Annotated in this window: 21 protein-coding genes and 1 riboswitch; of the genes, 16 read left to right on the forward strand and 5 right to left on the reverse strand. The window is 35.2% G+C overall.

Annotation, left to right across the window (positions count from 1 at the left end; genetic code table 11):
- The first annotated feature begins 162 nt into the window (after nucleotides 1-162).
- From AC07XN_RS07695 to AC07XN_RS07705, 3 genes are all read left to right on the forward strand, one after another.
- Nucleotides 163-1,077, forward strand: coding sequence for a transporter (locus AC07XN_RS07695; protein WP_309914791.1), 915 nt, complete (start codon nucleotides 163-165; stop codon nucleotides 1,075-1,077).
- Nucleotides 1,078-1,143: 66 nt separating this feature from the next.
- The gene (locus AC07XN_RS07700) at nucleotides 1,144-2,646 is read left to right on the forward strand and encodes a vanadium-dependent haloperoxidase (protein WP_494742611.1); all 1,503 of its coding nucleotides are present in this window, start codon (nucleotides 1,144-1,146) and stop codon (nucleotides 2,644-2,646) included.
- A 144-nt stretch (nucleotides 2,647-2,790) separates the two neighbouring features.
- Nucleotides 2,791-3,957, forward strand: a complete 1,167-nt coding sequence (locus AC07XN_RS07705; RefSeq protein WP_494742612.1) for a hypothetical protein — start codon at nucleotides 2,791-2,793, stop codon at nucleotides 3,955-3,957.
- 188 nt (nucleotides 3,958-4,145) lie between these two features.
- Here the strand turns inward: AC07XN_RS07705 and AC07XN_RS07710 are convergent, their stop codons facing one another.
- Nucleotides 4,146-4,430, reverse strand: coding sequence for a type II toxin-antitoxin system VapC family toxin (locus AC07XN_RS07710; protein ID WP_494742629.1), 285 nt, complete (start codon nucleotides 4,428-4,430; stop codon nucleotides 4,146-4,148).
- A 113-nt stretch (nucleotides 4,431-4,543) separates the two neighbouring features.
- Nucleotides 4,544-4,777 carry a hypothetical protein gene (locus AC07XN_RS07715; protein ID WP_494742613.1) on the reverse strand — a complete coding sequence of 78 codons (234 nt, stop codon included), beginning with the start codon at nucleotides 4,775-4,777 and terminating at the stop codon, nucleotides 4,544-4,546.
- A gap of 346 nt (nucleotides 4,778-5,123) precedes the next feature.
- Between AC07XN_RS07715 and AC07XN_RS07720 the strand changes: the two genes are divergently transcribed.
- Nucleotides 5,124-10,661 (forward strand): alpha-2-macroglobulin family protein, encoded by a 5,538-nt coding sequence (locus tag AC07XN_RS07720; protein ID WP_494742614.1) that lies wholly within the window; start codon nucleotides 5,124-5,126, stop codon nucleotides 10,659-10,661.
- A gap of 270 nt (nucleotides 10,662-10,931) precedes the next feature.
- Nucleotides 10,932-11,369 carry an FKBP-type peptidyl-prolyl cis-trans isomerase gene (locus tag AC07XN_RS07725; protein WP_309914768.1) on the forward strand — a complete coding sequence of 146 codons (438 nt, stop codon included), beginning with the start codon at nucleotides 10,932-10,934 and terminating at the stop codon, nucleotides 11,367-11,369.
- 71 nt (nucleotides 11,370-11,440) lie between these two features.
- Here the strand turns inward: AC07XN_RS07725 and AC07XN_RS07730 are convergent, their stop codons facing one another.
- Together AC07XN_RS07730 and AC07XN_RS07735 are read right to left on the reverse strand one after the other, a co-directional pair.
- A complete protein-coding gene (locus tag AC07XN_RS07730) occupies nucleotides 11,441-11,854 on the reverse strand; it encodes a putative toxin-antitoxin system toxin component, PIN family (protein WP_494742615.1) in 414 nt (137 codons plus the stop codon).
- Entirely contained in the window at nucleotides 11,854-12,081 is a 228-nt protein-coding gene (locus tag AC07XN_RS07735; protein WP_494742616.1) for a DUF8507 family protein, read from the reverse strand. Before AC07XN_RS07735 ends, AC07XN_RS07730 begins: the two co-directional genes overlap by 1 nt.
- Before the next feature lie 212 nt (nucleotides 12,082-12,293).
- Here AC07XN_RS07735 and AC07XN_RS07740 point away from each other — a divergent pair, with 212 nt between their 5' ends.
- From AC07XN_RS07740 to AC07XN_RS07755, 4 genes are all read left to right on the forward strand, one after another.
- Entirely contained in the window at nucleotides 12,294-13,625 is a 1,332-nt protein-coding gene (locus AC07XN_RS07740) for a DUF4419 domain-containing protein (protein WP_494742617.1), read from the forward strand.
- Between the two features lie 169 nt (nucleotides 13,626-13,794).
- The gene (locus tag AC07XN_RS07745; RefSeq protein WP_494742618.1) at nucleotides 13,795-14,628 is read left to right on the forward strand and encodes a dienelactone hydrolase family protein; all 834 of its coding nucleotides are present in this window, start codon (nucleotides 13,795-13,797) and stop codon (nucleotides 14,626-14,628) included.
- A 249-nt stretch (nucleotides 14,629-14,877) separates the two neighbouring features.
- A complete protein-coding gene (locus AC07XN_RS07750; RefSeq protein ID WP_309914755.1) occupies nucleotides 14,878-15,072 on the forward strand; it encodes a hypothetical protein in 195 nt (64 codons plus the stop codon).
- A 101-nt stretch (nucleotides 15,073-15,173) separates the two neighbouring features.
- Nucleotides 15,174-16,076, forward strand: coding sequence for an AraC family transcriptional regulator (locus tag AC07XN_RS07755; protein WP_494742619.1), 903 nt, complete (start codon nucleotides 15,174-15,176; stop codon nucleotides 16,074-16,076).
- Here AC07XN_RS07755 and AC07XN_RS07760 read toward each other — a convergent pair.
- Nucleotides 16,063-16,791 (reverse strand): RDD family protein, encoded by a 729-nt coding sequence (locus AC07XN_RS07760; protein ID WP_494742620.1) that lies wholly within the window; start codon nucleotides 16,789-16,791, stop codon nucleotides 16,063-16,065. The genes AC07XN_RS07755 and AC07XN_RS07760 overlap by 14 nt on opposite strands.
- Nucleotides 16,792-16,949: 158 nt before the next feature.
- Between AC07XN_RS07760 and AC07XN_RS07765 the strand changes: the two genes are divergently transcribed.
- The 7 genes from AC07XN_RS07765 to AC07XN_RS07795 all read left to right on the forward strand — a co-directional run bounded on the left by AC07XN_RS07765 (nucleotide 16,950) and on the right by AC07XN_RS07795 (nucleotide 25,930).
- On the forward strand, nucleotides 16,950-17,918 hold the full coding sequence (locus AC07XN_RS07765; protein WP_309914747.1) for a stage II sporulation protein M: 969 nt from the start codon (nucleotides 16,950-16,952) through the stop codon (nucleotides 17,916-17,918).
- Nucleotides 17,890-18,894: a hypothetical protein gene (locus AC07XN_RS07770; protein ID WP_494742621.1), complete on the forward strand. Its 1,005-nt coding sequence runs from the start codon at nucleotides 17,890-17,892 to the stop codon at nucleotides 18,892-18,894. Before AC07XN_RS07765 ends, AC07XN_RS07770 begins: the two co-directional genes overlap by 29 nt.
- Nucleotides 18,881-19,594, forward strand: a complete 714-nt coding sequence (locus tag AC07XN_RS07775) for a DUF4129 domain-containing protein (RefSeq protein WP_494742622.1) — start codon at nucleotides 18,881-18,883, stop codon at nucleotides 19,592-19,594. Before AC07XN_RS07770 ends, AC07XN_RS07775 begins: the two co-directional genes overlap by 14 nt.
- A gap of 32 nt (nucleotides 19,595-19,626) precedes the next feature.
- The gene (locus AC07XN_RS07780; protein ID WP_494742623.1) at nucleotides 19,627-20,181 is read left to right on the forward strand and encodes a hypothetical protein; all 555 of its coding nucleotides are present in this window, start codon (nucleotides 19,627-19,629) and stop codon (nucleotides 20,179-20,181) included.
- Between the two features lie 5 nt (nucleotides 20,182-20,186).
- On the forward strand, nucleotides 20,187-21,440 hold the full coding sequence (locus AC07XN_RS07785) for a DUF4350 domain-containing protein (protein WP_494742624.1): 1,254 nt from the start codon (nucleotides 20,187-20,189) through the stop codon (nucleotides 21,438-21,440).
- 232 nt (nucleotides 21,441-21,672) lie between these two features.
- On the forward strand, nucleotides 21,673-22,650 hold the full coding sequence (locus tag AC07XN_RS07790; protein WP_494742625.1) for an AAA family ATPase: 978 nt from the start codon (nucleotides 21,673-21,675) through the stop codon (nucleotides 22,648-22,650).
- 600 nt (nucleotides 22,651-23,250) lie between these two features.
- Nucleotides 23,251-23,347: riboswitch (TPP riboswitch) on the forward strand.
- 177 nt (nucleotides 23,348-23,524) lie between these two features.
- Complete coding sequence (locus AC07XN_RS07795; RefSeq protein WP_494742630.1) at nucleotides 23,525-25,930, forward strand: TonB-dependent receptor; 2,406 nt, start codon at nucleotides 23,525-23,527, stop codon at nucleotides 25,928-25,930.
- The last annotated feature ends 74 nt before the right edge of the window (nucleotides 25,931-26,004 follow it).

The following is a 26,004-nucleotide window of genomic DNA, read 5'->3' on the forward strand; positions in this document are numbered from 1 at the left end:
GTACTATACAATACTAGTAATAAGCTTATTTTTATTTATACTTTTTTGATATAAATATTTATTTTCTATAAAGAATCAATATTTTTCTATTTACTTGGAATTGACTATACTATTCCATAATTTTGGAATGACTTCCAATTTTAAAGAATCTAATCATTACAAATGAAGAAACATTTACTAACGCTTACTTGTCTTTGCTACTTGCTTTTTTCTCCTAAAATCAGTTTCTCACAAACTACTCAGGACGGCCTAATGATGGCTAAAAAAGAGCTATGCTTGGTGCTTAATTACGACAAAGAATCCTGGAATAAATACTGGGAAGGCGACAGACTGCGTGATAACCAAAATATTGGCACCCTCACTACCCGTTCAGCATCTTTTATGGCTGCCTATGGGATTAATGAAAAACTAAACGTGTTTGCCGTATTACCTTACATTGAAAACGAAGCTTCAGCAGGTACAATGACCGGCTTGAAAGGAGTACAAGATTTAAGCATTGCAGCAAAATATAAGTTTTATACTTATAAAAAACTACGTTTTTATGGCGTAATCGGTGCTTCTGTACCTGTCACAGATTATGTGCCAGACTTTTTACCATTCTCTATTGGGCTTCATTCCAAAACGGCTTCTGCTCGTCTTATCATTCATCAATTATTACCTTATGGCTTTCATATAACGGCTCAAGGGGGATACATTGCTAGAAGTAAAACGAATGTTGATAGAACTAATTATTATACTGGTAATGAGATTGAATATAGCCACGAAATGGCTGTACCAGACCAAGTAAGTACTTCACTAAGAGTCGGTATCAACAAAAAGGCTGTATTAGCAGAAGCTTTTATAGACAACATTCGGGCAACAACGGGAACAGACATTCGTCGTTATGACATGCCTTTACCAGCCAATAAAATGGACTGGACACGTATTGGTCTTTTTGTTACTTGGCATACGCCAATCAAACACTTTTCAGTAAATGGTCATTTCTCACATGTTGTCGCAGGACGAAATGTAGGAAAAGTAGAAGCTTCGTATGGTGCACAGCTACAATATATTGTAGACTTCAAGAAAAAGAAATAGTCTATCTAATAGTTAAATAGAGGCTCATTTTTAATCATTACGATTTGATAATTATCTCCTAAAATCATGAAATTAAGAATTTTATCCATATTTTTTATAAGCTTTATTGCTTTGTCATGCTCAAAAGAAGTTGAACGAGCTTCCTTAAAACCATTAGTGCCAACCAGTAATGAGCCTAATGCAGGCAATTGGAAAATGTATATTGGTCAGCCAACAGATTACACCATTCCAGTTCCACAAGAAACTAGTTCTGCTGAGTACAAGGCAGAATTAGCTGAAACACAAAAAATATCAGCTAATCTTACGGCTGCCCAAAAAAGTGCTTTAACCTATTGGCAAGTAGGTTCGGTAGGCCGTTGGAACGAAATCGCTCGTGAACTTATCGCTCGATACAATTTAGCACCAGAACCAAACGACAACGGTACTTATTCAGCACCCAATTCTGCTAAGCCAGATACGTTGCCCTACTTCCCTTTTGCCAATCCTCCTTATGCATCTAGGGCTTACGCTTTAATTAGTGTTGCTCAATACGATGCTCTTGTGGCAACTTGGGCTTATAAGTTTAAGTATAACAGAAAAAATGATGCTGATAATTTGCCTGATTACCCTTCTGAAGAAGCAGTTATTGCAGCAGCTTCAAGTAGGGTATTAAAATTTTTATTCCCAGGCAGTTATCCAACCCAATTAATTGACAATAAATACGAAGAAGGCCGTCAAGTAGGTATTTGGGCAGGTAAAAATGTAAAAAGTGATATTGATGCCGCTGATATTTTAGGTAAGGCTGTGGCTGATAAAATTATTGCTTATGCCAAAGCAGACGGCACAGGAACAGCTGGTGGAAATTTAACCATTCAAGCACAGTTAGCTGATGCTGCTGTAGCAAGGGGACTTAAAACGGCTTGGAAAAGCTTAGATATTCCTGCTCGTCCGGGTATGTTAATGAAATTTGGGGAAGTAAAAACTTGGAATTTCGATAAAGCTACTCGAGATGCTATTCGTCCTGCTGCTCCTCCAGCATTAGATTCTGACGCTTTCAAGAAAGATTTAGCAGAAGTAAAATATTACTCAGAAAACATTACCCGTAAACAATGGTCTATTGTACAATTCTGGGCTGATGGATTAGGAACTTCGACACCTCCAGGACACTGGAATCAAATAGCACTAGATTTATTAAGAGATGCTAGTTTTTCCGAAATCAGAATGGCTAGGACTTTGGCTTTAATGAATACTGCTATTCATGATGCAGGTGTTTGTTGCTGGGATACTAAATATTATTATTTCTATCCAAGACCAAACCAAGTTGACCCAAGTATAAAAACAGCGACAGGAACACCCAACTTCCCTAGTTTTACATCAGGTCATGCCACCTTCTCGGCAGCAGCAGCTACGGTGCTTTCTTATATATTCCCTAATCAACAAAGCAGTTTAGAGGCAATGGCAAAAGAAGCATCAGAATCAAGAATTTATGGCGCTATTCACTATCGTTTCGATAGCGAGGTAGGCTTGGCTTGCGGAAAGAAAATTGGTGACTATGCTGTAGCCCGTGGAAAAACAGACGGCGGAAATTAATGATGAGTTGTGAGTTAGTGAATTGTGGATGAATAACTTATACAATATACGTTTATTCATCATATTGATTCTTTTGAAACAGAAAATTCACTAATTCACAACTGAATAATAACATTCTTCTATTTTATCCAAAAAACAAACACTATGAAAAAAACTTTACTTTCTCTAGCTATTGCTAGTTCAACTTTGCTCATTCACGAACAAGCTAATGCTCAAGGTTGTGTAGCTGTCCGCCAAATGGGTGGTATTACTGCCATGTCGGCATCATCCTCTTATAATCTTTCAAAAGGTGAATTTCAAGTAGGGGCAAACTATCGTTATTTCCACTCTTGGCGTCACTTTGTTGGTACAGAAGAACAACCTCAACGCCAAACATTAGGCAACGCAGTTAATATCTATCAACATGCTGTTGACTTCAACGTTTCTTATGGACTTTCTAGCAGATTACAATTAAACGCTACTATTCCTTTTGTAAACTCTGAACGTTCGCAGACTTTAACGTTAACTGCTGATGCGGCAAGTAAAAAGTTGACTCGCTACAGCGTAAGTGCTGGTGGTTTAGCTGACATCCGTTTCGGTGCAAACTATTGGTTAATCAAACCAGAAAATGCTCATAAAGGAAATATCATGATTGGTGCTGGTATTAAACTAGCTACAGGAAGTTATACTGCCACTGATGACGCTTTGCAAACTGATGGCACCAAAAAGAGTGCAGTAATGGACCAAGCAATCCAACCTGGGGATGGTGGAGTAGGATTTTCTCTTGAATTCCAAGGGTTCAGACAAATTCACAGAAATATCTATGGTTTTGCGAATGCTTATTATTTATTCAGTCCACAAGAATCAAATGGTACATTCAAATCTGCTCCAAAAGCTGGTTTAGAAGGCTATAACGTATATGCTTCACCAGACCAATATTTTGCTCGTGCTGGTTTTATGGCAGCAGTTGGTAAAAACCAAAACTTTGCATTCTCTTTAGCTGGTAGATTTGAAGGTATTCCTGCTTACGATGTCTTTGGTGGACAGGTAGCCTATCGTCGTCCGGGATATGTAGTTGCAGTTGAGCCAGGTGTTACTTACCGCAAAGGTCAGCATACTTTTAGCTTGTTTGTTCCTTACAACTTTATCAAAAACCGTATTCAAAGTGCCGCGGATATTGCTGATCAGAATTTACAAAATTCTAAAATCACTGATCCTGCAAACTATGTACATGTACAAGGAGATGCAGCCTTTGCAGATTATTCAATCAGCTTAGGGTATTCATACAGAATTGGCAAAAAAGCTAAAGTTCCAACTTGGAAAGTAAACTAATTTTTAACCTTTAAAATATTTAACTTGATTACAAGAGATTATTCTTTCGAGAATAGTCTCTTTTTTTATGACTATCAAGTAGGTCGAGTTTTCAACTCGACTAAAATTTATTGGGGAGAAAAGCTAAAACTGTTCTATGTATGTCGCAGGTCACGGTTTAGTCTCTTTTTATTATGACTCTCAATCTCCTAATTTTCAATCAATACAATTTGTTCTTGATAAAGCTTGAAATTTTCATCCGCGGAAATAATAGGAGTATTTTCACTAAGTGCTGTGGCTAAGATTAGTCTGTCGAAAGGGTCTTTATGGGATGACCAAAGGGGAATAACATCGTAGGCAATTATGTGACGATCTTTAATAGGTATAATTTTAAGATTTGCTTCTTCTAAATATTTTATTGTTTCATCAATAGATAAATTAAACTGTGGTAGCTTACCTATCTTTTGCTTAATAGCAATTTCAAACAAGCTGATTTGACTAACTCAGATAATATTATTTTCTAAAATTTCACGAACTGTAGATGATATTTTAGTAGGCGCTATCAAAGACCAAATCAATATTTGTGTATCTATTAGATATTCCACCATTACATATAATCTTTTAAATCGTCCAGCGGCGCATTAAAATCATCTGGAATAGAATAGCCTTTGCTTGCTAAGCTACCAAGTTTAATACCCTTTTTCTTAATTACTTCTTCACCTTTAGTTGTTTCTATTTCTTCCAAAAACATCACTAAAACTTTTGTTTTCTTTTTGGTTGGAGGAGCCTCTTGTAGTGTCAATTGGCCGTTTTCAAAAACTCCATTGATGGCTGCATACATAATAACGTTATTTTAAGGATTAAATCTAAATATTTATTTTATATGGTTTATCGCTTGTTTAATAATCATTCCTTTATCAAAAATGACAATTAAAAAGATTCTTTCAAAACTTTTACCTGCATTTTTCATCTCAAACCCACTCTAAAATCCAAACATTTAAGACCATCTATTCAAAACATATAATGATAAAGATATAATTATCCACAGTATTCAGCCGTTTACTAATTTTCAATGAAGATTTATTGGTAAAAAATTGATAATCAATTAAACTTTGCTGAACTTCTCTCAGATTTTCACAAACCCATTTAATTCTGTTTTACGATTTTCTAAATCGGCTCGACGCTCTATGAAAACCTCTTTTTATCGCCCAAAATCGGGTATCTACTTCCTTTTTCTTAGCTTTTTTTTCTTATTATCTTGTTCAAAATTTGGGGATGTCACTATCCAGAGCATGAATTTTGAAGATGAAGTACAACTTACCCAAAACCTTGTTTTTACATTTAGTAAAGATTTAGTCAAAGAAGCTGATTTAAATACTTGGTCTTCTGAACCACTGATTGAGTTTTCACCAAAAGTGGAAGGGAAATTTAAGTGGACTGCCACTAACGAATTGGTATTTTCGCCTGCTGTAGGTTTTGAAGCTGCAACCGATTATTCGGCTGTGGTGAGCAAAGGTATTTTAGCCAAAGCTGAGAAAGATTTAGGGCTAGATGCAGATAAAATAAAGTTTCATACGCCTTATTTAAAAATAGAAAATGTAGAGTCGTTTTGGACAAAATCAAGAGAGGATGGTCTGCCAACTGCGATGTTGAAAGTTAATTTCAACTATCCTGTTAATCCCCAAGAATTAGCAAAATCATTGACGGTGACGGATGAGAATGATAAAAATCAAGATTTTCAAATTACCCAGTCTGGAGCTATCGCAAGTGTTTTAGTAAAATTAAAAAATCAAGCAGAAGCCAGCGGAAAGTCTTTTAAAGTGACGATTGACAAAGGGCTTTCAATGCCAAATTCTACCTTTGAAACGTCGGAGGAGTTGACGTTGGAAACTACTTTGCCAGACTTAAAAACATTAGAAATCATCGATATTCAACATGGTTTTGAGAATAACCAAGGTTATGTAAAAGTAATCACTAACCAAAGTGTATCAGCGGAGCATCTGCAAGAGATGTATTCTATCGAAACTGATGGCGGTGAAAAACAACAAGTAGCAGTGGAGGAAGCCGTTATTGAGTACGACTCTACGGGTAACCCTATCGAAACGCAAACTACTGTAAAAGCCCCAGAAAAGAATAATCCAACCCTAAGTACCAAGGTTGAAACAATAGAAAATGGGTTTATCATCCGAGGTGATTTTAATGAAAGTGATAATTATGTACTGACCATTAAACAAACTATCAAAGGTATCCTTGGTGCTAGCCTGTCGGATGAATATACTAAAGATTTGTACTTCGGTAAAATGCCTGCTTCAATAGGCTTTACCAATTCAAAAGCCATTTATTTATCATCAAAAGGAAATAAAAATATAGCCGTAAACATCGTAAATACCCCCAAAGTAAATGTAAGGATTGCAAAGGTTTATGAAAATAACATTTTGCATTTTATGAAGTATGGTCGTTACCAAAACTATCAGGATTATAACGAAGAAACAGGCGAATATAAAGCAGGGTCATATATGTACGACATGGATGAATCAGGTCAATATTCTGATGTAATTGTTAACAAGACCATAGAGACCTCTAATCTTGCCAAAGTAAAAGGTGTCAGTGCGTTAAATTTATCCTTGCCTGAGCAAAATAATATCAAGGGGATTTACTTAGTAAATCTTAATTCTAATGATGAATATTATAACAATGCTACCAAACTTGTCAGTATTTCGGACATTGGTTTAATCATGAAAACCTCTGAAAACGAAGTGGTAGTATTTGCCAATGCTATCAAAACGGCTGAGCCTATGCGTGATGTAGAAATCAAATTGATTTCGAGCAATAATCAAACGATTCAAACCGCAAAAACGGACTCAAAAGGCATTGTTACTTTTAAGGATTTAAAGGCTTCAGGTTTTAAAGTAGCGATGATTTCTGCCCATACAGCAGACGATTTTAATTATTTATTAATGGATGGTTCGGAAGTAGAGACCTCTCGTTTTGATGTAGAAGGCAAACGTGATAACGTTTCTGGCTTCGAGGCCTTTGTATATGGCGATCGTGATATTTATCGCCCGGGGGAAACCATCAATATGAATACCATTATTCGTAAACAAAATTGGGAATCTGTGGGAGAAATTCCTGTAAAAATCAGGTTACTCCTTCCTAATGGTCGAGAATATAAAACCTTTAAAAAACAAACAAATAGTCAGGGAGCTGTTGAGTTATCCATACCAACTAGCACCTCCGCCATTACGGGTACTTATGTGCTAGAAGTGATGAATGCCAATGACGTCTTGTTGGCTTCCCGCAATATTTCTATCGAAGAATTTATGCCTGATAGAATCAAAGTGGATGTAAAGGCTGGCAAGGAATTTTATCGTAATGGTGAAACCATCCAAATTTCAGCTACTGCGTTGAATTTATTTGGACCGCCTGCTTCGGATAGAAATTATGAAATGCAGTTTAAGCTGAAAAGAAAACGCTTTGAGGCAAAAGCCTTTAAAGATTATGTATTCGATATTCAAGACAATACCAATTTTGAGGACATAACTCGTGAAGGTGTGACCGACGCTAGGGGTATGGCTAACGAAAACTTTCAGATTCCTGTTACTTATAGCAATATGGGTGTATTGGAGTCTAAAACATTTGTAACTGTTTTTGATGAAACAGGTCGCCCCGTAAATCGCTTGAAGAAATTAGATGTCTTTACACAAGCTGTTTTTTATGGTATTGGAATGCCCGATACCTATGTAAGCACCAATGTTCCTGTACAAATTCCGTTAGTAGCTTTGAACAAAGACGGAAAACCTACTACAGCAAAAGGTAAAATAGAAATTGTGCGTTTTGAATACCAAACTGTTATTCAGAAAAATGCTGATAATACCTTGAAATACTCGTCTAAAAAGCAGACAAAGGTGGTATATTCAAGAGCTTTGTCATTTGACAATGGCAAAACAAGCATTGCTTATGCCCCACCAGTTTCGGGAGAATACGAAGTAAGGGTACATAGCGAAGGAGCAAAATCTTGGACAGCTCAAAGCTTCTATGCTTACGGATTTGGCTCTACTGAAAACAGTTCTTTTGAAGTAAATAACGAAGGACAGGTTGTGATGGAGTTCGACAAAGAGAAGTATAATGTCGGCGACCAAGCTAAGGTACTTTTTAAAACACCTTTTGCAGGTAAATTAATTGTTACGGTTGAACGAAATCACGTGTTAGAAAACTTTGTGATTGAAACCGATAAAAAATCGGCTGAATTAAGTTTTACTATTCGTAAAGAACATTTGCCTAACGTATATGTTTCCGCTACGCTGATTCGTCCACTAGATAACTCTAATCTACCCCTTACGGTAGCACATGGTTATGCTCCTGTAATGGTAGAAGATACCGACAATCAATTACCGATTGAGATTGTAGCTGTGGAAAAATCTCGTTCTAAAACCAAACAGAAAGTAACCATTAAAACCAAAGCCAATACGGAGGTAACGATTGCGGTAGTAGACGAAGGTATTTTGCAGTTGAAGAACTTTAAAACACCAGACCCATATAACCATTTTTATCAAAAACAGGCTTTGGAAGTAAATAGCTTTGATTTGTATCCTTTCCTTTTTCCAGAATTATCGATTGCAGGAAGCTCATCTGTCGGTGGTGATGGGTATGATTTAGAAAAAAGAGTAAATCCATTAATTAATGGTAGGGTAAAATTGGTAGCGATATGGTCGGGCATTGTGAAAACTGGCTTTAGCGGAGAAACTACTTTTGAATTTGATATTCCACAGTTCTCTGGCGATTTGCGAATTATGGCGATTGGCTATAAAGACGAAGCGTTCGGTTCTGCTACCAAAAACATGAAAGTAGCCGACCCACTGGTAGTAAGCACAGCTTTGCCAAGATTTGTTTCGCCTAATGATGAAATCCTAGTACCCGTAAATGTCACCAATACTACTAAACAAAATGCTTCAGTAAGTGCTAGTGTTACATTGTCAGGTGGTTTAAGTGTTGTAGGGAACAAAGTTCAAACTTTGGTGATTCCTGCTGAAAGAGAAGGTAGGGCATATTTCACGGTAAAAGCTGGAGCGATGACGGGCAATGCAGTGGTAAATGTTACAGTAAACGGCTTGAAAGAAAAGTTTACAGAGAAAATAGATTTAACCATTCGTCCTACTACTTCTTTGATGAAAACTGCTACTTCGGGTGTTGTTAATGGTGGAGGAACGGCTACGGTAAGCTTAGATAATGACTATTTACCAAACAGTCTAAGTACCGAAATTACGCTTAGCAAATCGCCAATGGTACAGTTTACTAATCAGTTTCAAAACCTGTTGGATTACCCTTTTGGTTGCGTAGAACAAACAACGGCTTCGGCTTTCCCACAATTGTATTTTGCGGATTTAGTTAAACAGATTCAATCGGGTAAAAAACCTTATTTAAAAACAGGGGATAATCAGTTGAATCCTCGCTATAATGTAGAAGCGGCTATCAGAAAACTAGAAACCATGCAGTTACCTAGCGGTGGAATGTCGTACTGGCAAGGTGGTGACCGTGAATCTTGGTGGGGTTCAGCCTTTGCGATGCACTTCTTATTAGAAGCTCAAAAGAATGATTTTGAGGTAAATAATGCTACGTTAGGCAAACTGATTGAATACCTAAACAATCAATCAAACACCAAGAAAACCGATACTGAACATATTTATCAGGGTAGTGGCTATACTTCAAAAGTAATTGCTAGCCGAGAAACGATTTACAGTTTGTATGTGTTGGCTTTGGCGGGTAAACCTAATCGTTCCGTGATGAACTATTATAAGGCTAACCCAAATGTGTTAACTATCGATGAAAAGTACTTATTGGCCTCCGCTTATAGTCTGATAGGCGATGTGAGAAGCTATTCGACTATTCTGCCAAAAAGTTACATTTTTGAACAAACAGAAAAACAATCTGGCGGAAGTTTTAGCTCACCAATTCGTAATCAGGCCTTGGTTTTAAATACATTGATTGATACTGACCCGAATAATATTCAAATTCCGACATTGGCAAGACAGCTCTCAATGGTATTAAAGCAAGAACGTTGGCTAAGTACGCAAGAGCAATCTTTTGCCTTTTTAGCTTTGGGCAAATTAGCCAAAAAAGCCAATGCTAGTAACATTACAGCTTCGTTGACGAGTAATGGAAAAATAGTTGGTAATTTTGCTAGTAAGGATTTGTTGATAAAAAATATCGCTAATCAATCTATTATTCGTACCCAAGGCAAAGGTAGTTTGTATTACTTTGCCCAAGCTGAAGGATTAAGTGCGTCAGGAAAATATGAGGAGATTGACAATGTATTGAAGGTTAGAAAGCAATTTTATAGTCGTTCAGGACAGCCTTTGGGTGAAGCAAAGTTCAAACAAAATCAGTTGATTGTGGTTAAAATTACGTTATCCACAATGAATGGACTGAATGTGGATAACGTTGTAGTGACGGATATGTTACCAGCAGGGTTGGAAATTGAAAACCCAAGATTGAATGCCGACCGAGAGTTGACTTGGATAAAAGACCAAAGTACGCCAGAGCATTTTGACATTAGAGATGATAGAATTAATTTCTTTACTACCGTAGCTGACAAACCACAAACTTTCTATTATTTGGTAAGAGCGGTTTCAAAAGGTAAATTTCAAATGGGGCCAGTTTCAGCCGATGCTATGTATCGTGGCGAATATAGAAGTTATTCGGGTGGTGGCATTGCAGTGGTGGAATAAAGCTGTGGGTTTGGGAATCTTTGATATTATTTACTTTTACCCGCAGATTATCGCAGAAAAATTCCGCTGATAGTGGAGATATTATCCGAAAAGTATCGGCGAAAATCAGCGGATTAAATCTCCGAAATCAGCAGGTAAATTTTTCCTGCAAAGATTGAAGAAATATAATCACTCATTCACAATTCACTCAATCAACATTAAATTTGAACCAAATAGGATTCTAAAAACGTTTTAATACAAAAATTAATATACATTAAATAATCAAAAACAATGAGTTTTTCAGATACTCGACAAGCACACATGAGTGAAATCTTAGCGAACGAAATTGCCAAAGGACAAGTATTTTTGGCAGAAAATAGAAAAAGACCAGAAGTTATTGAAACTGAAAGTGGTTTACAATACGAAATATTAGTACAAGGTGATGGCCCAAAACCAAGTGGTCCAAGAAGTAAAGTTTTGACGCATTATCATGGAACTACTATCGATGGAAAAGTATTTGATAGCAGTGTTTTGCGTAACGAACCTATCAGCTTCGGCTTAAACCAAGTAATTACAGGCTGGACAGAAGGTTTACAATTAATGCCTACTGGCAGTAAATATAAATTCTTTTTACCTCATCATTTAGCCTATGGCGAACGTGGAGCGGGCAGAGATATTCCAGGAGGAGCTACTTTGATATTTGAAGTGGAATTATTGAAAACTAACTAAGAGATTGTTAGTACGAAAAGGGTGGCTTAGGCTGCCCTTTTTTATTTCTCAATTCGATAACTCATTTATTATTAACTTTTCATATATTCATTAAATAATTCCTCTAAATTACAGTAATTAACCTTCGGAAATGGAATCTTTGATAATTCCTTAAAGTGCTTATCGTAAGTAACAATCAAATCTGCATTTGAGGCAATAAAAGCATCTACAAATTTATTGTCGTCTACATCCACTGTGATTAATCCCCATTGATAATAAATAGGATTAATTTTTATCACATTTGGTAGATTGATTAAGCCTTTTAGAATCAATTCAGCATAATTTGGAGAATAAAAGTTACCTATTATTTCTTCATATTCTGCCAAGATTTCCGTAGAAACAACTAATTCAATTTCTCCAGATTGAATAGCATTAAAAAGCCGATGATACTTAGACGACTTTGGTGTAATCATCAACAAACAATTTGTATCAATTACAATTCTCATTACTTATTGTAAGGAATACGTAGGTGTTGATTAGCCAAATCTTCTATATCAGACGGAGTAATATTTTTTTCATACATTACTCTTTCTAACTCTTTTTCAGCTTTATCAAAATAATATTGGGCCATGATTTTTTGTAATTCCTCTGCTTCTTCAGAACTAATATCCTTTTCTGCAAAAAACTGTAACAGATGTAATTGCATCTGATTCATTTTAGAAATTGTCTGCATGTTTTCTAATCGTTTTATAGTCAAATGTAAAACAATTTTAAAACTAGAAAAAATCCTTTAAACACTTTTTTAAAAGACGCTATACTTACTGGTAGTATCAGTTAAATATTTAGCTTTCAATTTAAAAGCAAATATAATATCGTTAAATTAACGACAAACCGTTAAACTTGTATAAATTATAGTTTACTATCCTCTATCGTTTTATTTAACACATGAAAAAACTAATCACCACCGTCTTAGCGTTAGCTAGCTTCACGTCGTTTTGCCAAACACAGAATACTTTTGAGATTGAAACGCTTACCAAACCTGAGAAATTTCTGTACCAAACCTCTTCAAAAGATGTTTTTAAATTTCTAAAAGCAGACATTGAAAAGAATTCACAGCTTCCAGATAGTATCGTTACCTTTGGAGAACATCCATTCTTGACAGGGATTTTAACGGCTTATAAAGAGCATAGACCTTTTGTGATTTCACCAGATATTATGTGGTTACTGATTAGTCAAGGTTTTGCCAGACACATCTCTAACAATTCAGAAACATTCAGAAAAGATATTGTAGCTTTTAAGAACAAAAAAAATCTTAATATTATTTCAAACGATATTCAAATCGGAAATCCTAATAGTAACTGGGAAGCTGTTTTTCCACAATTCACTAGTCAAATTAATGATTATACTGGCAACAAACTAACCAGTGTACTCACAGCAGACTTTACTACTACTACCCCAACAACTAGAATTGTTAGTGAAATTACAGTGATGGAAACCGTTAAAGAATACTTTAATTATAAAGTAGTCTTGATAGGTTGTGGTATCCCAAAAATTACCATTGAAGGAACAGTTGAAGATTGGCAAAAAGTGCTTGATAAGACGAAATATATCGCTAAATACAATCTGACTTGGTGGACATCAGAACTAGAACCTGTATTAAAGCAAATCATTGAAACTAAAAAAGGGAATTTCAAAAAAGACTTCTGGATGAATATGGTAAAAGCCCATACTGAAAAAAAGTATGGCTCGCCTACAACCATCGACGGATGGATTGTTAAGTTTTTCCCTTATACCAAAGAAGGTAAAAAAAGAGACTTAAAGCCAATTGCTAAAATCAACGATTTGGCATCTGAATTGGTAAAAGTACCTTTTGTATTAGAAGATGTTCAACACAAAAAGAGTTATAAAATGGAGTTTTGGGCTGGTTTTGTTGGCTTATCTCAAAACAAAGATGATTATACGTTAAAGCCCGAAATTGCTTGGGCTATCAATAATAAAAACACTTTCGACCCAAAGAAATCTGAGTTTAGATATCAAAAAGACATCGACGATTTATCAATCAGTAATATCGAAACTATTCCGAATGATATTTATTCATTACAGAAAATAGACTATTTACATTTATCATTTTTGAATAAAGTGCACATCCCTGATGAATTAGCCAAAATCACTATTGATAACCTTGAGCTAAAAGGACAAATATCCTCAGAAGAAGAGCAAAGAATTAGAAAATTATTACCTAATACAAAATTGAAGATAAATGGGGAAATGAGGTAATTGTTCAGAAGATAGACTTTCTCTCATTTAAAATTATCATTAAGCCTAAACCATCTTCTCTTTTTATCCGTTAAGTAGATATTGTAATTGTTCATGATTGATTTCCCCCAATGATGAACTGGTTAAACCAAAACAAATACTCCGTCGGGGATTGGAGGTATCTATTTCAATGAAAAAACTATTCTTTACGTTGGCATTATCGATGCTAACCTACATGGGTTTCTCGCAGAGTTGTTGCTCCTTGGCTAAAGATGACATGCAATTAATGGCATCTACAAAAGAGTTTCAGGCCGCTCACCTTTCGCCTCTTCCGTACACACACGTAAGTACTGTTGGTGGTAAAATGATTGAATTCAAAACACCAGATGGCAAAACGGCCAATGCTTATTTAATTAAATCTGTTAAACCGTCAAACAAGTATTTATTTGTCTATCAAGAGTGGTGGGGATTGAACGATTATATCAAAAAACAAGCTGAAGTATTTTATGGCGATTTGAAAGATGTAACTGTTATTGCAATTGATATGTACGATGGTAAAATAGCGACTGACCCTAAAGATGCAGGTGCTTTGATGGCAGGTGCTGACCCTGCGCGTTTACAATCTATCATGAAAGGTGCTTTAGCATATGTAGGACCAAAAGCTAAAATTGCTTCGGTAGGTTGGTGTTTTGGTGGTGGCTTATCTCTACAATCTGCTATCATCGAAGGCAAGCAAGCAGTGGGCTGTGTAATGTATTATGGCATGCCTGAAAAAAATGTTGAAAAATTAAAAACATTGCAATGTGATGTACTTGGTCTTTTTGCAGGAAGAGAGCAGTGGATTTCAAAAGCTGTAGTGGAGCAATTTGAAAAAGATATGGCTACTGCTGGCAAATCTATCAAAGTAAAATCTTTTGATGCAGAACACGCTTTTGCAAATCCGTCAAATCCTAAATTTGATAGAGAAGCCTCAGAAGAAGCTTACTCACTGGCCATTAATTATTTGAAAGGAAAGTTGAAATAGAGCTATAAGCAGTGAGCTATGAGCTTTTTGATTTATGGCATATCAGCGTTAGTCTGTGGTTTAAAATCTCTGAAAATCTGCGGGTAAATATCCCATCCTTAAAATATCAGTTTTTTTAATCCTCTATTTCTAGTACCGCAATATTAAATTTACGGTTGAAATAGTAAAAAGCCATAGCAACATACAGATTGTTATGGCTTTTTCGTTGAAATATAGTAAGTTTAAACTCCATTCAATCATAAAGGATTTATGAAAAAATTGATTCTTTTTACCGTTCTCCTGTCTTGTGTACAAGTTGAGAGTGAAGCCTTTGCTAGCAATGCTGTAAAAACAAGTATTTCGGAAAGCAAGTCAGACGCTGCTTTTAAAACAAAACGCCGTCGTAAAAAAGGTTTTCTTTGGGGTTTGTTCAAGAAAAAAGACTGTGGATGTCCGAAGCATTAATCATTTATCAATTTGATTGATTTTTTATGGTTTTTTAGTAAAATATGTGCATTTTTACCTTAAAACTTTGGTTTTCAATCAATTCGATAAAATTACAATAAATGAAGGCGTCTTTAGAACAGTTGAGAGATTCATCGAACAGCTCGATTTTTTTTAAACAAATTAGTTATTCTTATTTTGATGCTCCTTTTCATTTTCATCCAGAATTTGAACTGACGCTGATTGAAAAAAGTGAAGGAAAACGCTTTATAGGAACAAATGTAGCTGATTTTCAGGTGGGTGACTTGATTTTACTGGGTCCAAATATTCCTCATTGTTGGAAAAACGAAGGTATTGGCATAGAAGGCTCTTCACAGGCAATAGTAGTACAGTTTAAGGAGGAAGTGTGGGGCGATATGTTTTTTAAAAACCAAGAGACAGAACCCATCAGAATATTGCTAGAAAAAGCCAAACAAGGTATTCAGATTACAGGAAAAACAAGAGACCGCATCGCGAAGGAAATGGTTTTTCTATTGAATGTCCCTCCTTTTCAAAGAATGCTTGGTCTGCTAGATTTATTGAATACCATAGCCATTTCTAATGATTTAAAGCTGATTGAAAGTGAGCCTAAACAATTTGAAATGTCGGCAGTTGACTTAGACAGAATCAATAAAATTTATGCTTATGTGATTGAAAACTACACCCAAGAGCTCCATTTAGAAACTGCCGCACATTTAGCCAGCATGACCGAAACAGCGTTTTGTAGGTATTTCAAGAAAATCACTAAAAAAACATTCCTTGATTTAGTAACTGAATATCGGATAAAACATGCCTGTAATTTATTAGCCAATACCGAAAAACAAGTAGCAGAGGTATGTTTTGAAAGTGGCTTCGGAAACATCTCTCACTTTAATAAACAGTTCAAACAAATTACCAATCAAAGTCCCTTAGGTTATAGAAAAGTATTTTTAGCGAAAGCAGCATTTATCAGAAGTGAAAGATGGATAAAGGCTAGTCCTCAATAGTAGTCAGATAAGTATGGTCTTCAAGTACTTTTTTCAGAAACTGAAAGTCGTCTAAATCAGACTCCACAGCCATTACTTCTTTTACTTTTTCAGTAGCTTCTTCTATCAATTCCTGATTGTGCTCTCCTTTTCTTAATACTGCTCTCAACGTTGTAATATCATTGTCAGATAAAAGACTAGCCTGAGGAAACGTTACCTGATAGTTCTCCTTAAAGCTTTCCTGACGAAGTTGTTTTAAACTAACGGCTTGTTTTATTTTCACAACCGCAGTTCCTGCGGCTATATCACCAATTCTTTGTCCTTTGCCATTCGCCGCAGCGGTAATAAGCGCCACGATAGAGCCAAAAAGAACAGTATCAACTAATCTAAATAGCCAACGCATCAAATAAGCGCCTAAGGTTGGTTGAGTGCCATCAAGGTTGATAACCCTAATTTTCATCGCTCTTTTGCCTATGCTTTGCCCATTCATGAACACTTCGAAAAGTAAATCATAAAACATAAGAGGTAACCATAAGAATAAAACCATAAACACAACGCCTAAAATATCATTATTATCAAACGACATACTTAACCCTGAAAACAATAATATACATACAATGCCCCAAGCGATGAAGATAAGCCAGTCGATGATATGAGCCACAATGCGGTCGCCAAGACTAGCAGGTATGAAATCTAAAGCAACATTCTGAGTGGTTTGAATTCGTATTTTACTCATTTTTAAATTTGTAGGGCTAAGGTATATGATATATTTGCCTAAAATAAGAAAAGTTTTTGATGCAAAAAAGTTTGTAGCATGGCAACATTCAGAAAGTTTTGTAACTTTCAGAAAGTTAGCAGAGAGAAGTATTTCAAATAAATTTTATTTATAAACCCATGCGGGAAGCCCTATTTAAAAAGCATAACCTTGATAAATGGCAGGAATTTGAGGAAGACTCAGTCAATGTAAACCCTGACATCCTTTCTGAAAGGTTTGTAGAGTTGACTGACGACCTTTCATATGCGCGCACTTTCTATCCAGATTCGCCAACGACTCAATACCTTAATGGATTAACATCTACCCTTTTTAGTAAAATTTATTCAAATAAACGAGAAAAGGCAAACCGTTTTATCACTTTTTGGAAAGTAGAATTACCTACTTTGTTTTATAATTCTCAACGACAATTACTTTTTTCTTTTATTATTTTCGGTATTTCAGCACTGCTAGGGGCTGTTTCGGCTGCTTATGATGATTCTTTTGCTAGGCTAATTTTGGGGGATAGCTATGTTGAAATGACTTTAGAAAATATCGAGAAAGGAGATCCTTTGGCTATTTATGGAAATGAGGATGAAATCACGATGTTTTTTATGATTACCATCAATAATATCAGAGTATCGTTTATCACTTTTGTGATGGGTATTTTCTTCTCGATAGGTACTGGTTATTTTTTGGTTTTTAATGGCATTATGGTGGGCGTATTCCAGTATTTCTGTTATCAACATGGCTTTTTAGAAACATCTTTATTAACTATTTGGCTTCATGGTACACTCGAAATTTCCTCTATTGTTATTGCAGGTTGTGCAGGCTTAGTCATGGGTAATAGTCTTCTTTTTCCCAAAACTTTTACCCGACTTGCATCCTTCAAAAAAGGGGCTAAACAGGGCTTAAAAATTATTATTGGCTTAGTGCCATTGTTTATCGTAGCAGGATTTATCGAAAGCTTTCTTACCCGAAAACATCTTTCGCTGATACCAAGTTTGATGATTATTTTGCCTTCTGCTTTGTTTATTATCTGGTATTTTGTAGTTTACCCTATACAATTAAATCGATTTAGAAATGAAAAAAACACCCAAAATAATCTTTGAACAGGAACGAGATTTTAGTGATAAAATAAACGCAACTTTTAATTTTATTACTGCCAATTTCAAAACCTTATTTTTGTCTTTACTATACCTGACGGGGCCATTAGTGCTTATTGGAGGCATTTTTGGTGGGTTAGTTCAAATAGCTGCCCTAGAAGTAGGAAACGTTGGTCAGGATACTAAAAATAGTTCTCCAGCAGAGCTATTTGGAGAAATAATGGGTAGAAATACAGCTTATCTGTTTTCTGCAAACTATTTCCTTTCATTAGTATTTTTATTTTTTGCAAGCGTTATGGTCGCCAGTACTGTATATGCTTTTATTATTGAGTACATCCATTCAGATGACCCCAAGACAATCACCATAGAAATGGTTTGGGCACGCGTAAAATCATTATACCTCACCATTCTATCAAGTATTCTAAGTGTAACACTGGCATTGGCAGTTGTATTATTAGTATTTGGTTTTTTTATTAGCCTCATTGTTTCAGGAGCTGGTTCTGGCATTTCTGCTAATTTAGCCATGTTTCTGGCTGGTTTATTAGCATTGCTCACTATTATCTACTTAGGAATTATTTTTATCCTAAATACTTCAATCGTAGCATTTGAAGATATCAGCGTTTGGGATGCTTTTGGTAGAGCCAATTATTTGATTCAGCAAAAATGGTGGTCGACGTTTGGTTTAATAATGGTTTTTGCCATTATCAATTATTTTCTTTCTTTAGTATTTTCGGCACCCTCTGTCATTGTTACTATCATGAAAGTATTGAAAATTGGTGGTGGAGCCTCAGAAAACATTCCCTTAATTATTACAAGTATTATTGCTACCATTGGTAGAGTACTGATTTCATCTTTAACGTATGTGGCACTTACTTTTCAATATTTTAATTTAGTAGAACGCAAGGATGGCACATCGCTAAAATCACAGATTTCGGCCATTGGTCAGAAGAAAACTTTTGAAAATGAAGATGAAGAATATTAGATTGTATTATCACATTTTTATAAATTTAATATTGCTTTCAGCGTATACTTCCTTTCACAGTCTGGCTGTCGTCGTTGATTCTTCCAAAGTAATCGTCAGAAAGCCACAAGAAAGCCAAATAAATGCTTTCAGAAAACTAAAAGACTACCAATATGGTACTGAGCAAGTAAACTATGTAGAAAATTGGTGGAGTCGTTTGTTACGCCAATTATTTGAATGGTTTTCAAAAAATTTTTCTGGTGTGGGTAATCCTAATTTTTGGAAAGGAGTTGCCTATTTCTTTGTAGCATCGGTTGTAGTTTTTATCATTTTAAAACTCATTGGTGTTAATTTTGATGGGCTTTTTAAAAAGAAATCTAAATATGATATTCCATACGAAACCATCGAAGAAAATATTCATCAAATAAATTTTAACGAAGCCATTTCTGAGGCAGTCGCACAGAAAAACTATCGCCTTGCTGTACGACTATATTATTTAAAGGCTTTGAAAGAACTGAGTGATGCAGGATTGATTCATTGGCAAATCAATAAAACCAATCAATCTTACGTTTATGAATTACAATCATCAACATTAAAGACTAGCTTCAATCAGGTAACACGTCAATTTGAGTATACTTGGTATGGAGATTTTCCGATTGATGAAGAACATTTTGTTGAAATTCGAGAGGATTTTTTAAAATTTAGTAATCAAATTATTTAATACAGTTAAGTATCTAAATCGTTCATAAAAACATGAAATATTTCAGTTCAATTACGCTCTTATCCGTGTTGGTATTAATAGCTTTGTCTTCATTCAAGCCTTCATCACATTCTAAAAAAATGTATGATGACGACGATTATGACACCCTAGATTATTATACAATGAGTGTGGCAGGTATTAAGTTAGGGGCTAATTATGGCGTAATTTTAGATAAACTAGGGTCGCCAGATTCGGTAAAAAAAGAAGAAACTCAAGATGCACAACTATCTAATCATTTTGAAGAATACTTCTACGGTAAAGATGTATTTTTTGTAATGGACGAAACAGTAAGTGGGTTTGAATTAAAAACATCTAAATTTAAAATTGATAATTTGGCTGATTTGAAAGTAGGGGACAATATGGCTAAAGTAAAAAAACGTTTTCCGAAATCATATAAGCTTAGGGATGTGGATAACTCTGTGGAAGACTGGATAACTACCGTCAGTGTAAGGTTTGGCACAACTGATTCTTTCTTGGAAATAATGGTTCAAAACGATAAAATTATTAGTCTGACCACTATCACTGACGATGGTAGCGATACAGAATAGTACGTATGAAAAAACATCGTTTTTACCTCTTAATTCTTTCTTTAACTGTACTAGGATTCGTTTTGGTAGAAATCTACACGCCAAAACCTATCGATTGGACTCAGACGTATTCGAGTAAAGATAAAATCCCTTACGGTTGCGAATTATTGTATAAATTACTACCAGAAGTATTCAGAAATCAAAAGATTTCTGATGGTAGAGTGCCCATTTATGCAAAGGGAGCTACTACTATAAACAATACAAAGAGCAATTATATTTATGTATATCAGTATTTTAGGGTAGATTCTATCAACCGTAAAAAACTGTTAGAATATGTACATCAAGGTAATAACGCCTTTATTGCTGCTGAGGATTTTTATGGGTTAAACGATACATTACATTTTGAAACAAATTTTAACCCAACATTTACCAAAGATTCTGTTACTATCAATTTGGTGAATCCTCAGCTTAAAGCTCCCGAAGCCTATCGTTATCATCACCAATCTGTAAGTGCTTATTTTGAGTTGAGTTACAAGAAAGATAGTTTAACCAAACTTGTCACTACGAATGCTATCATCTTAGGCAAAAATCACACTGGAGAGGCGAATTTCATTAAAATTCCTTTTGGGAAAGGCTCGTTTTATTTAAGTACTGTGCCTAAAGCTTTTTCTAATTTTTATCTGTTAAAAGCCAATAACGCTGACTACGCTTTTAAGGCATTATCATATTTGCCCGAACGCCAAGTTTACTGGGATGAATATGTAAACATTATGGGTTTTGGCAAAAACAGTAGAAGTATTTTAAAATCAAAATATGCTAAAGGTGAAGATGATATTGATAGTTCTCCATTCAAATTTATTGCTAGCCAGCCCGCACTAAAATGGGCTTATTATATTACATTGGTTGCACTATTGATTTATTTAATTTTTGAAGGCAAACGCCGTCAACGAATTATTCCTATCATCGAAATCCCTAAAAATACCTCATTAAGTTTTGTAGAAACCATTGGTGCGTTGTATTATAATCAAAAAGACCATAAGGCTATTTCTGATAAGAAAATAGCTTATTTATTGGCCTATATCAGAAATAAATTTCATTTGAAAACTACAATTTTAGATCAGGAGTTTAAAGACGATTTAAGTCGTAAGACTAATTTACCCATTGCCGAAATTAACGAGCTTTTCGATTATGTAGCAACCATGCAAAGTAGCGAACATGTTCAAGAAAAAGATTTAGTTGACTTTAATAAACACATTGAAGCATTTTATAAGAACACGTAGAATATTGAGTGAATGAGTGAGTGAGTTACTTTAGTTGTGAATTGTGAGTTAGTAAATTAAAGTAATGATAACTCTTTAATCTAATAGTCAAACCATGAACAAATCACTTAATAAAAATTAAAAACAATCACTCATTCACTAACTCAAAACTAAAATCAATCACTAAATCACAACTCACTCATTCACAATTCACTAACTCAAAACTAAATCAATCACTAATTCACAACTATATATGGAATTTGAATCAAGAATAGACCTTAGCGATTTACAAGAAGCAGTAGCCAATATCAGAGCAGAAATCGGGAAAATTATCATCGGGCAGCAGAACACCATCGATTTATTGTTAACTGCCATCTTTGCAGATGGTCATGTTTTGTTAGAAGGCGTTCCTGGCGTAGCGAAAACACTTACTGCTAAATTGTTGGCCAAAACCATCTCTACAGATTTTAGTCGTATTCAATTTACGCCTGATATGATGCCTTCAGATGTATTAGGAACAGCTATTTTTAATCCTAAAACAGCCGAATTTGATTTCAAAAAAGGCCCTATTTTTTCAAACATTATCTTGATTGATGAAATAAACCGCTCGCCTGCTAAAACTCAGGCGGCCTTGTTTGAGGTAATGGAAGAACGACAAATTACGAACTCGGGCACTACTTATCCGATGTCTTTTCCGTTCCTAGTAATGGCGACACAAAACCCTATTGAGCAAGAAGGAACTTACCGTTTACCTGAAGCACAATTAGACCGTTTTCTTTTTAAAATCATCATCAATTATCCATCTTATCAGGAAGAAGTACAAATTCTTCAAGGTAATCATACTCGTTCTAGTGCAGCATCCAGCAATCCTGTTGAGTTGATTGATAGCATTTTGACGCCTGCTCAATTAACAGCTTTACGAGAAAAAGTACGACTATCTATTGTTGACATTAAAATTTTAGAATATATCGCCAAGATTATTCATGAAACCCGTAATTCTAAATTCATTTATTTGGGCGCTTCACCAAGGGCATCTGTGGCGTTATTGAATGCTTCAAAAGCCTTGGCAGCTATCAGAGGCAGGGATTTCGTAACGCCAGAAGATGTGCAGGAGCTTACCCCTGCAGTACTTCGTCACAGAATTATTCTTACTCCAGAAAAAGAGATGGAAGGCTCAACACCAGAAGACATCATTGCTCAAATTCTTCAAAAAATCGAAGTACCAAGATGATTGGAGTGATGAGTTAAGAGTTTTGAGTGGTGAATTGTCATAAAGTTTTACCCGCTGATATAACAGATTAAAACCGCTGATTTGCGCTGACAAAATAAATATCTGCGATAATCTGCGGGTAAAGTAATTCACGATAAAGTTTTACCCGCTGATATAGCAGATTTAAAACCGCTGATTTGCGCTGACAAAATAAATATCTGCGATAATCAGCGGAAAAAATCTCTGTAAATCTGCGGGTAAAGTAATTCACGATAAAGTTTTACTCATTGATATAACAGATTTAAAACCGCTGATTTGCGCTGACAAAATATTATCTGCGTAAATCAGCGGAAAAAATCTCTGTAAATCTGCGGGTAAAGTAATTCACGATAAAGTTTTACTCATTGATATAGCAGATTTAAAACCGCTGATTCGCGCTGACAAAATATTATCTGTGTAAATCAGCGAATATAATCTCCAAAATCTGCGGGTAAAAAATACGTTGTCCTCAAGTCTTAAAGTCTAAAAATCCTAAAGTCCAAAATCCTAAAGTCTCAAAATCAAAAATTATATATCCTCTAAAAGTACAATTTATCAATTTTCGTTATACCTTTGTTTTACAATCACAAAAAGGGGTGCCTTAATATAACGGGCTGAGATTATACCCACTGAACCTGATGCGGGTAATTCCGTCGAAGGGATTTTGTAAATTTGGTTTTGCGTTTAGATTACGTGAACAGATTTAAAATCAATCAATTACATAGGGTTTCACATTGTTAAATCTAACGGGATTTGACTCCTTTGCCTGTTGTTAATATTTTCAAAGATGAAAAACTTAACGACTATTCCGAGAAATCTGTTTGCTCAAACAGGTGTTCTCAACCAGTTCGTTGCTATGATTCGCCTTTTGGTAAATCAAAAAAATGATATTATAAGCTATTCAACATTGATTGCTTTAATATTTTTCCTCTCTACTCAATCGTATGCTCAGTATACTATTTCTGGAAAGATTGTCGATGCTGATGGCAATAAACCTTTGGCTGGTGCAAATATTACGTTAGTAAATGCCGTAAGGGGTACACAAAGCAATGCTCAAGGATTATTTATCCTAAAAAATGTAAAAAAAGGTACTTATACATTAAAAATTAGCTTTGTTGGCTACGAGAAAAATGTACAAGTAATTGATTTACAAAAAGATGCTTCTTTCGATTTCGTCTTGCATAAATCTACTTTTGTAGCAGATGAAGTGGTAGTAAGTGCTACCCGTGCGAATGCCAAATCTGCTATTGCCTTCACTGATGTTTCTAAAGAAGATATTCAGAAACAGAACCTTGGACAAGATATTCCTCAGTTACTAAACTTTACACCTTCGCTGGTTTCTACCTCCGATGCAGGTGCGGGTGTGGGTTATACTGGTGTAAGAATTAGAGGGACTGATGCTACAAGAATCAATGTAACCATCAATGGCATTCCATTGAATGATGCTGAATCGCAAGGTACTTTTTGGGTTAATACACCTGACTTGGCAAGCTCGGTTAGTTCTATCCAAATTCAACGTGGTGTAGGTACTTCAACTAATGGCGCTGGTGCTTTTGGTGCTTCCATTAATGTTTCTACTAACGAATTCAGAAAACAGGCTTATGCTGAAATTAATTCTGCCTATGGCTCATTCAATACTTTAAAAAACACTCTTTTAGTGGGTTCAGGGTTGATAAATGATAAATTCACCTTTGATGCTCGTCTATCAAAAGTAACGTCAGATGGCTATATCGACCGTGCTTCTTCTGACTTAAAATCGTTTTACCTTTCTGGTGCTTATTTTGGCAAAAAATCTTTTGTCCGTTTGAATGTGTTTTCTGGTAAAGAAAAAACTTATCAAGCTTGGGAAGGTGTTCCAGAAGCTACTTTAGCAACCAATCGTACTTTCAATTTATATACGTATCCTAACCAAACGGATAACTATCAGCAAGACCATTATCAATTGCTTTCTTCTCATAGTTTATCAAACGCTTGGACTTTCAACTTGAATTTCCACTATACGTATGGACGTGGATATTATGAGCAATTCAAAGAGCAAGATAAATTATCAAAATATGGTTTGCCTAATGTAGTATTGGGTGCAACAACGATTACTAAGACAGATTTAGTTCGTCGTAAATGGTTGGATAATGACTTTTATGGTACTACGTTCTCTTTTGATTATCAAGGAAGTAAAAAGTTAACGGCCAATTTTGGCGGTGCTTTGAATGAATACGATGGTAGAAATTATGGCGAAATTATCTGGGCTCAATACGCTTCTACGTCAAAAATTGGCGACCGTTATTATAATGGCAATTCTAAAAAGGTAGATTTCAACGTATATGCAAAAGCATTTTATCAGTTCACTGAGAAATTAAATGCTTTTGCCGATTTACAACTCAGAACAATCAATTATGAGATTAAAGGAACGGATGACAACCTTTTGAACATTGGACAAAAAGTAGATTATCAATTCTTTAATCCTAAGTTTGGTTTAAGTTACCAAGTATCACCAAGCACTTCTGCGTATGCTTCTTATAGTGTGGGCAACAAAGAGCCTAGTCGCTCAGACTTTGTGGATAACGTAGGCAAAACACCTAAATCAGAAAAACTGAATGATTTTGAGTTGGGTTATAAAACTCAGACAGGAAAAACGGCTTTTGCGGTTAACGGTTATTTTATGAACTACAATAACCAATTAGTATTAACAGGAAAGTTGAATGATGTAGGTAGTGCCATCCGTGTAAATGTACCAGAAAGCTATCGCTTAGGGATAGAAATAGAAGGAGGCGTACAATTAAATAGCTCGTTGAAAATCAATGCCAATGCGACTTTCTCTGAAAACAAAATCAAAAACTTTACAGAGTCAATCTATAATTACGATACTGAATCAGAAACGCTTTTACCTACTTTGAGTAAAACGAATATTGCTTTTTCACCTAATGTAATCGTAGGTTCACAAATATTATATACGCCTGTGAAGGGTTTAGAATTAGGCTTATTGTCTAAATATGTAGGAAAACAATATTTGGATAATACCTCTAATGAAAACCGTAAATTGAATGCCTACTTCACCAATGATGTTCGTGCCATTTATACCATCAAAGGAAAGACATTAAGAGAAGTTAGCTTTAGTTTCTTGGTAAACAATCTATTCAATACCCTTTATGAATCTAATGGCTATACGTATAGCTACATTTTTGAAGGTGTATCTTACACTGAAAACTTCTATTATCCACAAGCAGGTACTAATGTAATGGCTGGTGTAAGTCTGAAATTCTAAGCATTTAGTCAAAATCACATTTCTAGGCTATTTTTTAGTACATATTTGTATTAAAAAATAGCCTATTTATTTAT

Source organism: Arcicella sp. GW458-12-2-14-TSB2 (genome assembly GCF_059423785.1).

Bases quoted from the DNA above. Each gene is read 5' to 3' on its own strand.
- AC07XN_RS07695 (WP_309914791.1), top strand. From the start codon at position 163: ATGAAGAAACATTTACTAACGCTTACTTGTCTTTGCTACTTGCTTTTT.
- AC07XN_RS07700 (WP_494742611.1), top strand. From the start codon at position 1,144: ATGAAATTAAGAATTTTATCCATATTTTTTATAAGCTTTATTGCTTTG.
- AC07XN_RS07705 (WP_494742612.1), top strand. From the start codon at position 2,791: ATGAAAAAAACTTTACTTTCTCTAGCTATTGCTAGTTCAACTTTGCTC.
- AC07XN_RS07715 (WP_494742613.1), bottom strand. From the start codon at position 4,777: ATGTATGCAGCCATCAATGGAGTTTTTGAAAACGGCCAATTGACACTA.
- AC07XN_RS07720 (WP_494742614.1), top strand. From the start codon at position 5,124: ATGAAAACCTCTTTTTATCGCCCAAAATCGGGTATCTACTTCCTTTTT.
- AC07XN_RS07725 (WP_309914768.1), top strand. From the start codon at position 10,932: ATGAGTTTTTCAGATACTCGACAAGCACACATGAGTGAAATCTTAGCG.
- AC07XN_RS07730 (WP_494742615.1), bottom strand. From the start codon at position 11,854: ATGAGAATTGTAATTGATACAAATTGTTTGTTGATGATTACACCAAAG.
- AC07XN_RS07735 (WP_494742616.1), bottom strand. From the start codon at position 12,081: ATGCAGACAATTTCTAAAATGAATCAGATGCAATTACATCTGTTACAG.
- AC07XN_RS07740 (WP_494742617.1), top strand. From the start codon at position 12,294: ATGAAAAAACTAATCACCACCGTCTTAGCGTTAGCTAGCTTCACGTCG.
- AC07XN_RS07745 (WP_494742618.1), top strand. From the start codon at position 13,795: ATGAAAAAACTATTCTTTACGTTGGCATTATCGATGCTAACCTACATG.
- AC07XN_RS07750 (WP_309914755.1), top strand. From the start codon at position 14,878: ATGAAAAAATTGATTCTTTTTACCGTTCTCCTGTCTTGTGTACAAGTT.
- AC07XN_RS07755 (WP_494742619.1), top strand. From the start codon at position 15,174: ATGAAGGCGTCTTTAGAACAGTTGAGAGATTCATCGAACAGCTCGATT.
- AC07XN_RS07760 (WP_494742620.1), bottom strand. From the start codon at position 16,791: ATGAGTAAAATACGAATTCAAACCACTCAGAATGTTGCTTTAGATTTC.
- AC07XN_RS07765 (WP_309914747.1), top strand. From the start codon at position 16,950: ATGCGGGAAGCCCTATTTAAAAAGCATAACCTTGATAAATGGCAGGAA.
- AC07XN_RS07770 (WP_494742621.1), top strand. From the start codon at position 17,890: ATGAAAAAAACACCCAAAATAATCTTTGAACAGGAACGAGATTTTAGT.
- AC07XN_RS07775 (WP_494742622.1), top strand. From the start codon at position 18,881: ATGAAGAATATTAGATTGTATTATCACATTTTTATAAATTTAATATTG.
- AC07XN_RS07780 (WP_494742623.1), top strand. From the start codon at position 19,627: ATGAAATATTTCAGTTCAATTACGCTCTTATCCGTGTTGGTATTAATA.
- AC07XN_RS07785 (WP_494742624.1), top strand. From the start codon at position 20,187: ATGAAAAAACATCGTTTTTACCTCTTAATTCTTTCTTTAACTGTACTA.
- AC07XN_RS07790 (WP_494742625.1), top strand. From the start codon at position 21,673: ATGGAATTTGAATCAAGAATAGACCTTAGCGATTTACAAGAAGCAGTA.
- AC07XN_RS07795 (WP_494742630.1), top strand. From the start codon at position 23,525: ATGATTCGCCTTTTGGTAAATCAAAAAAATGATATTATAAGCTATTCA.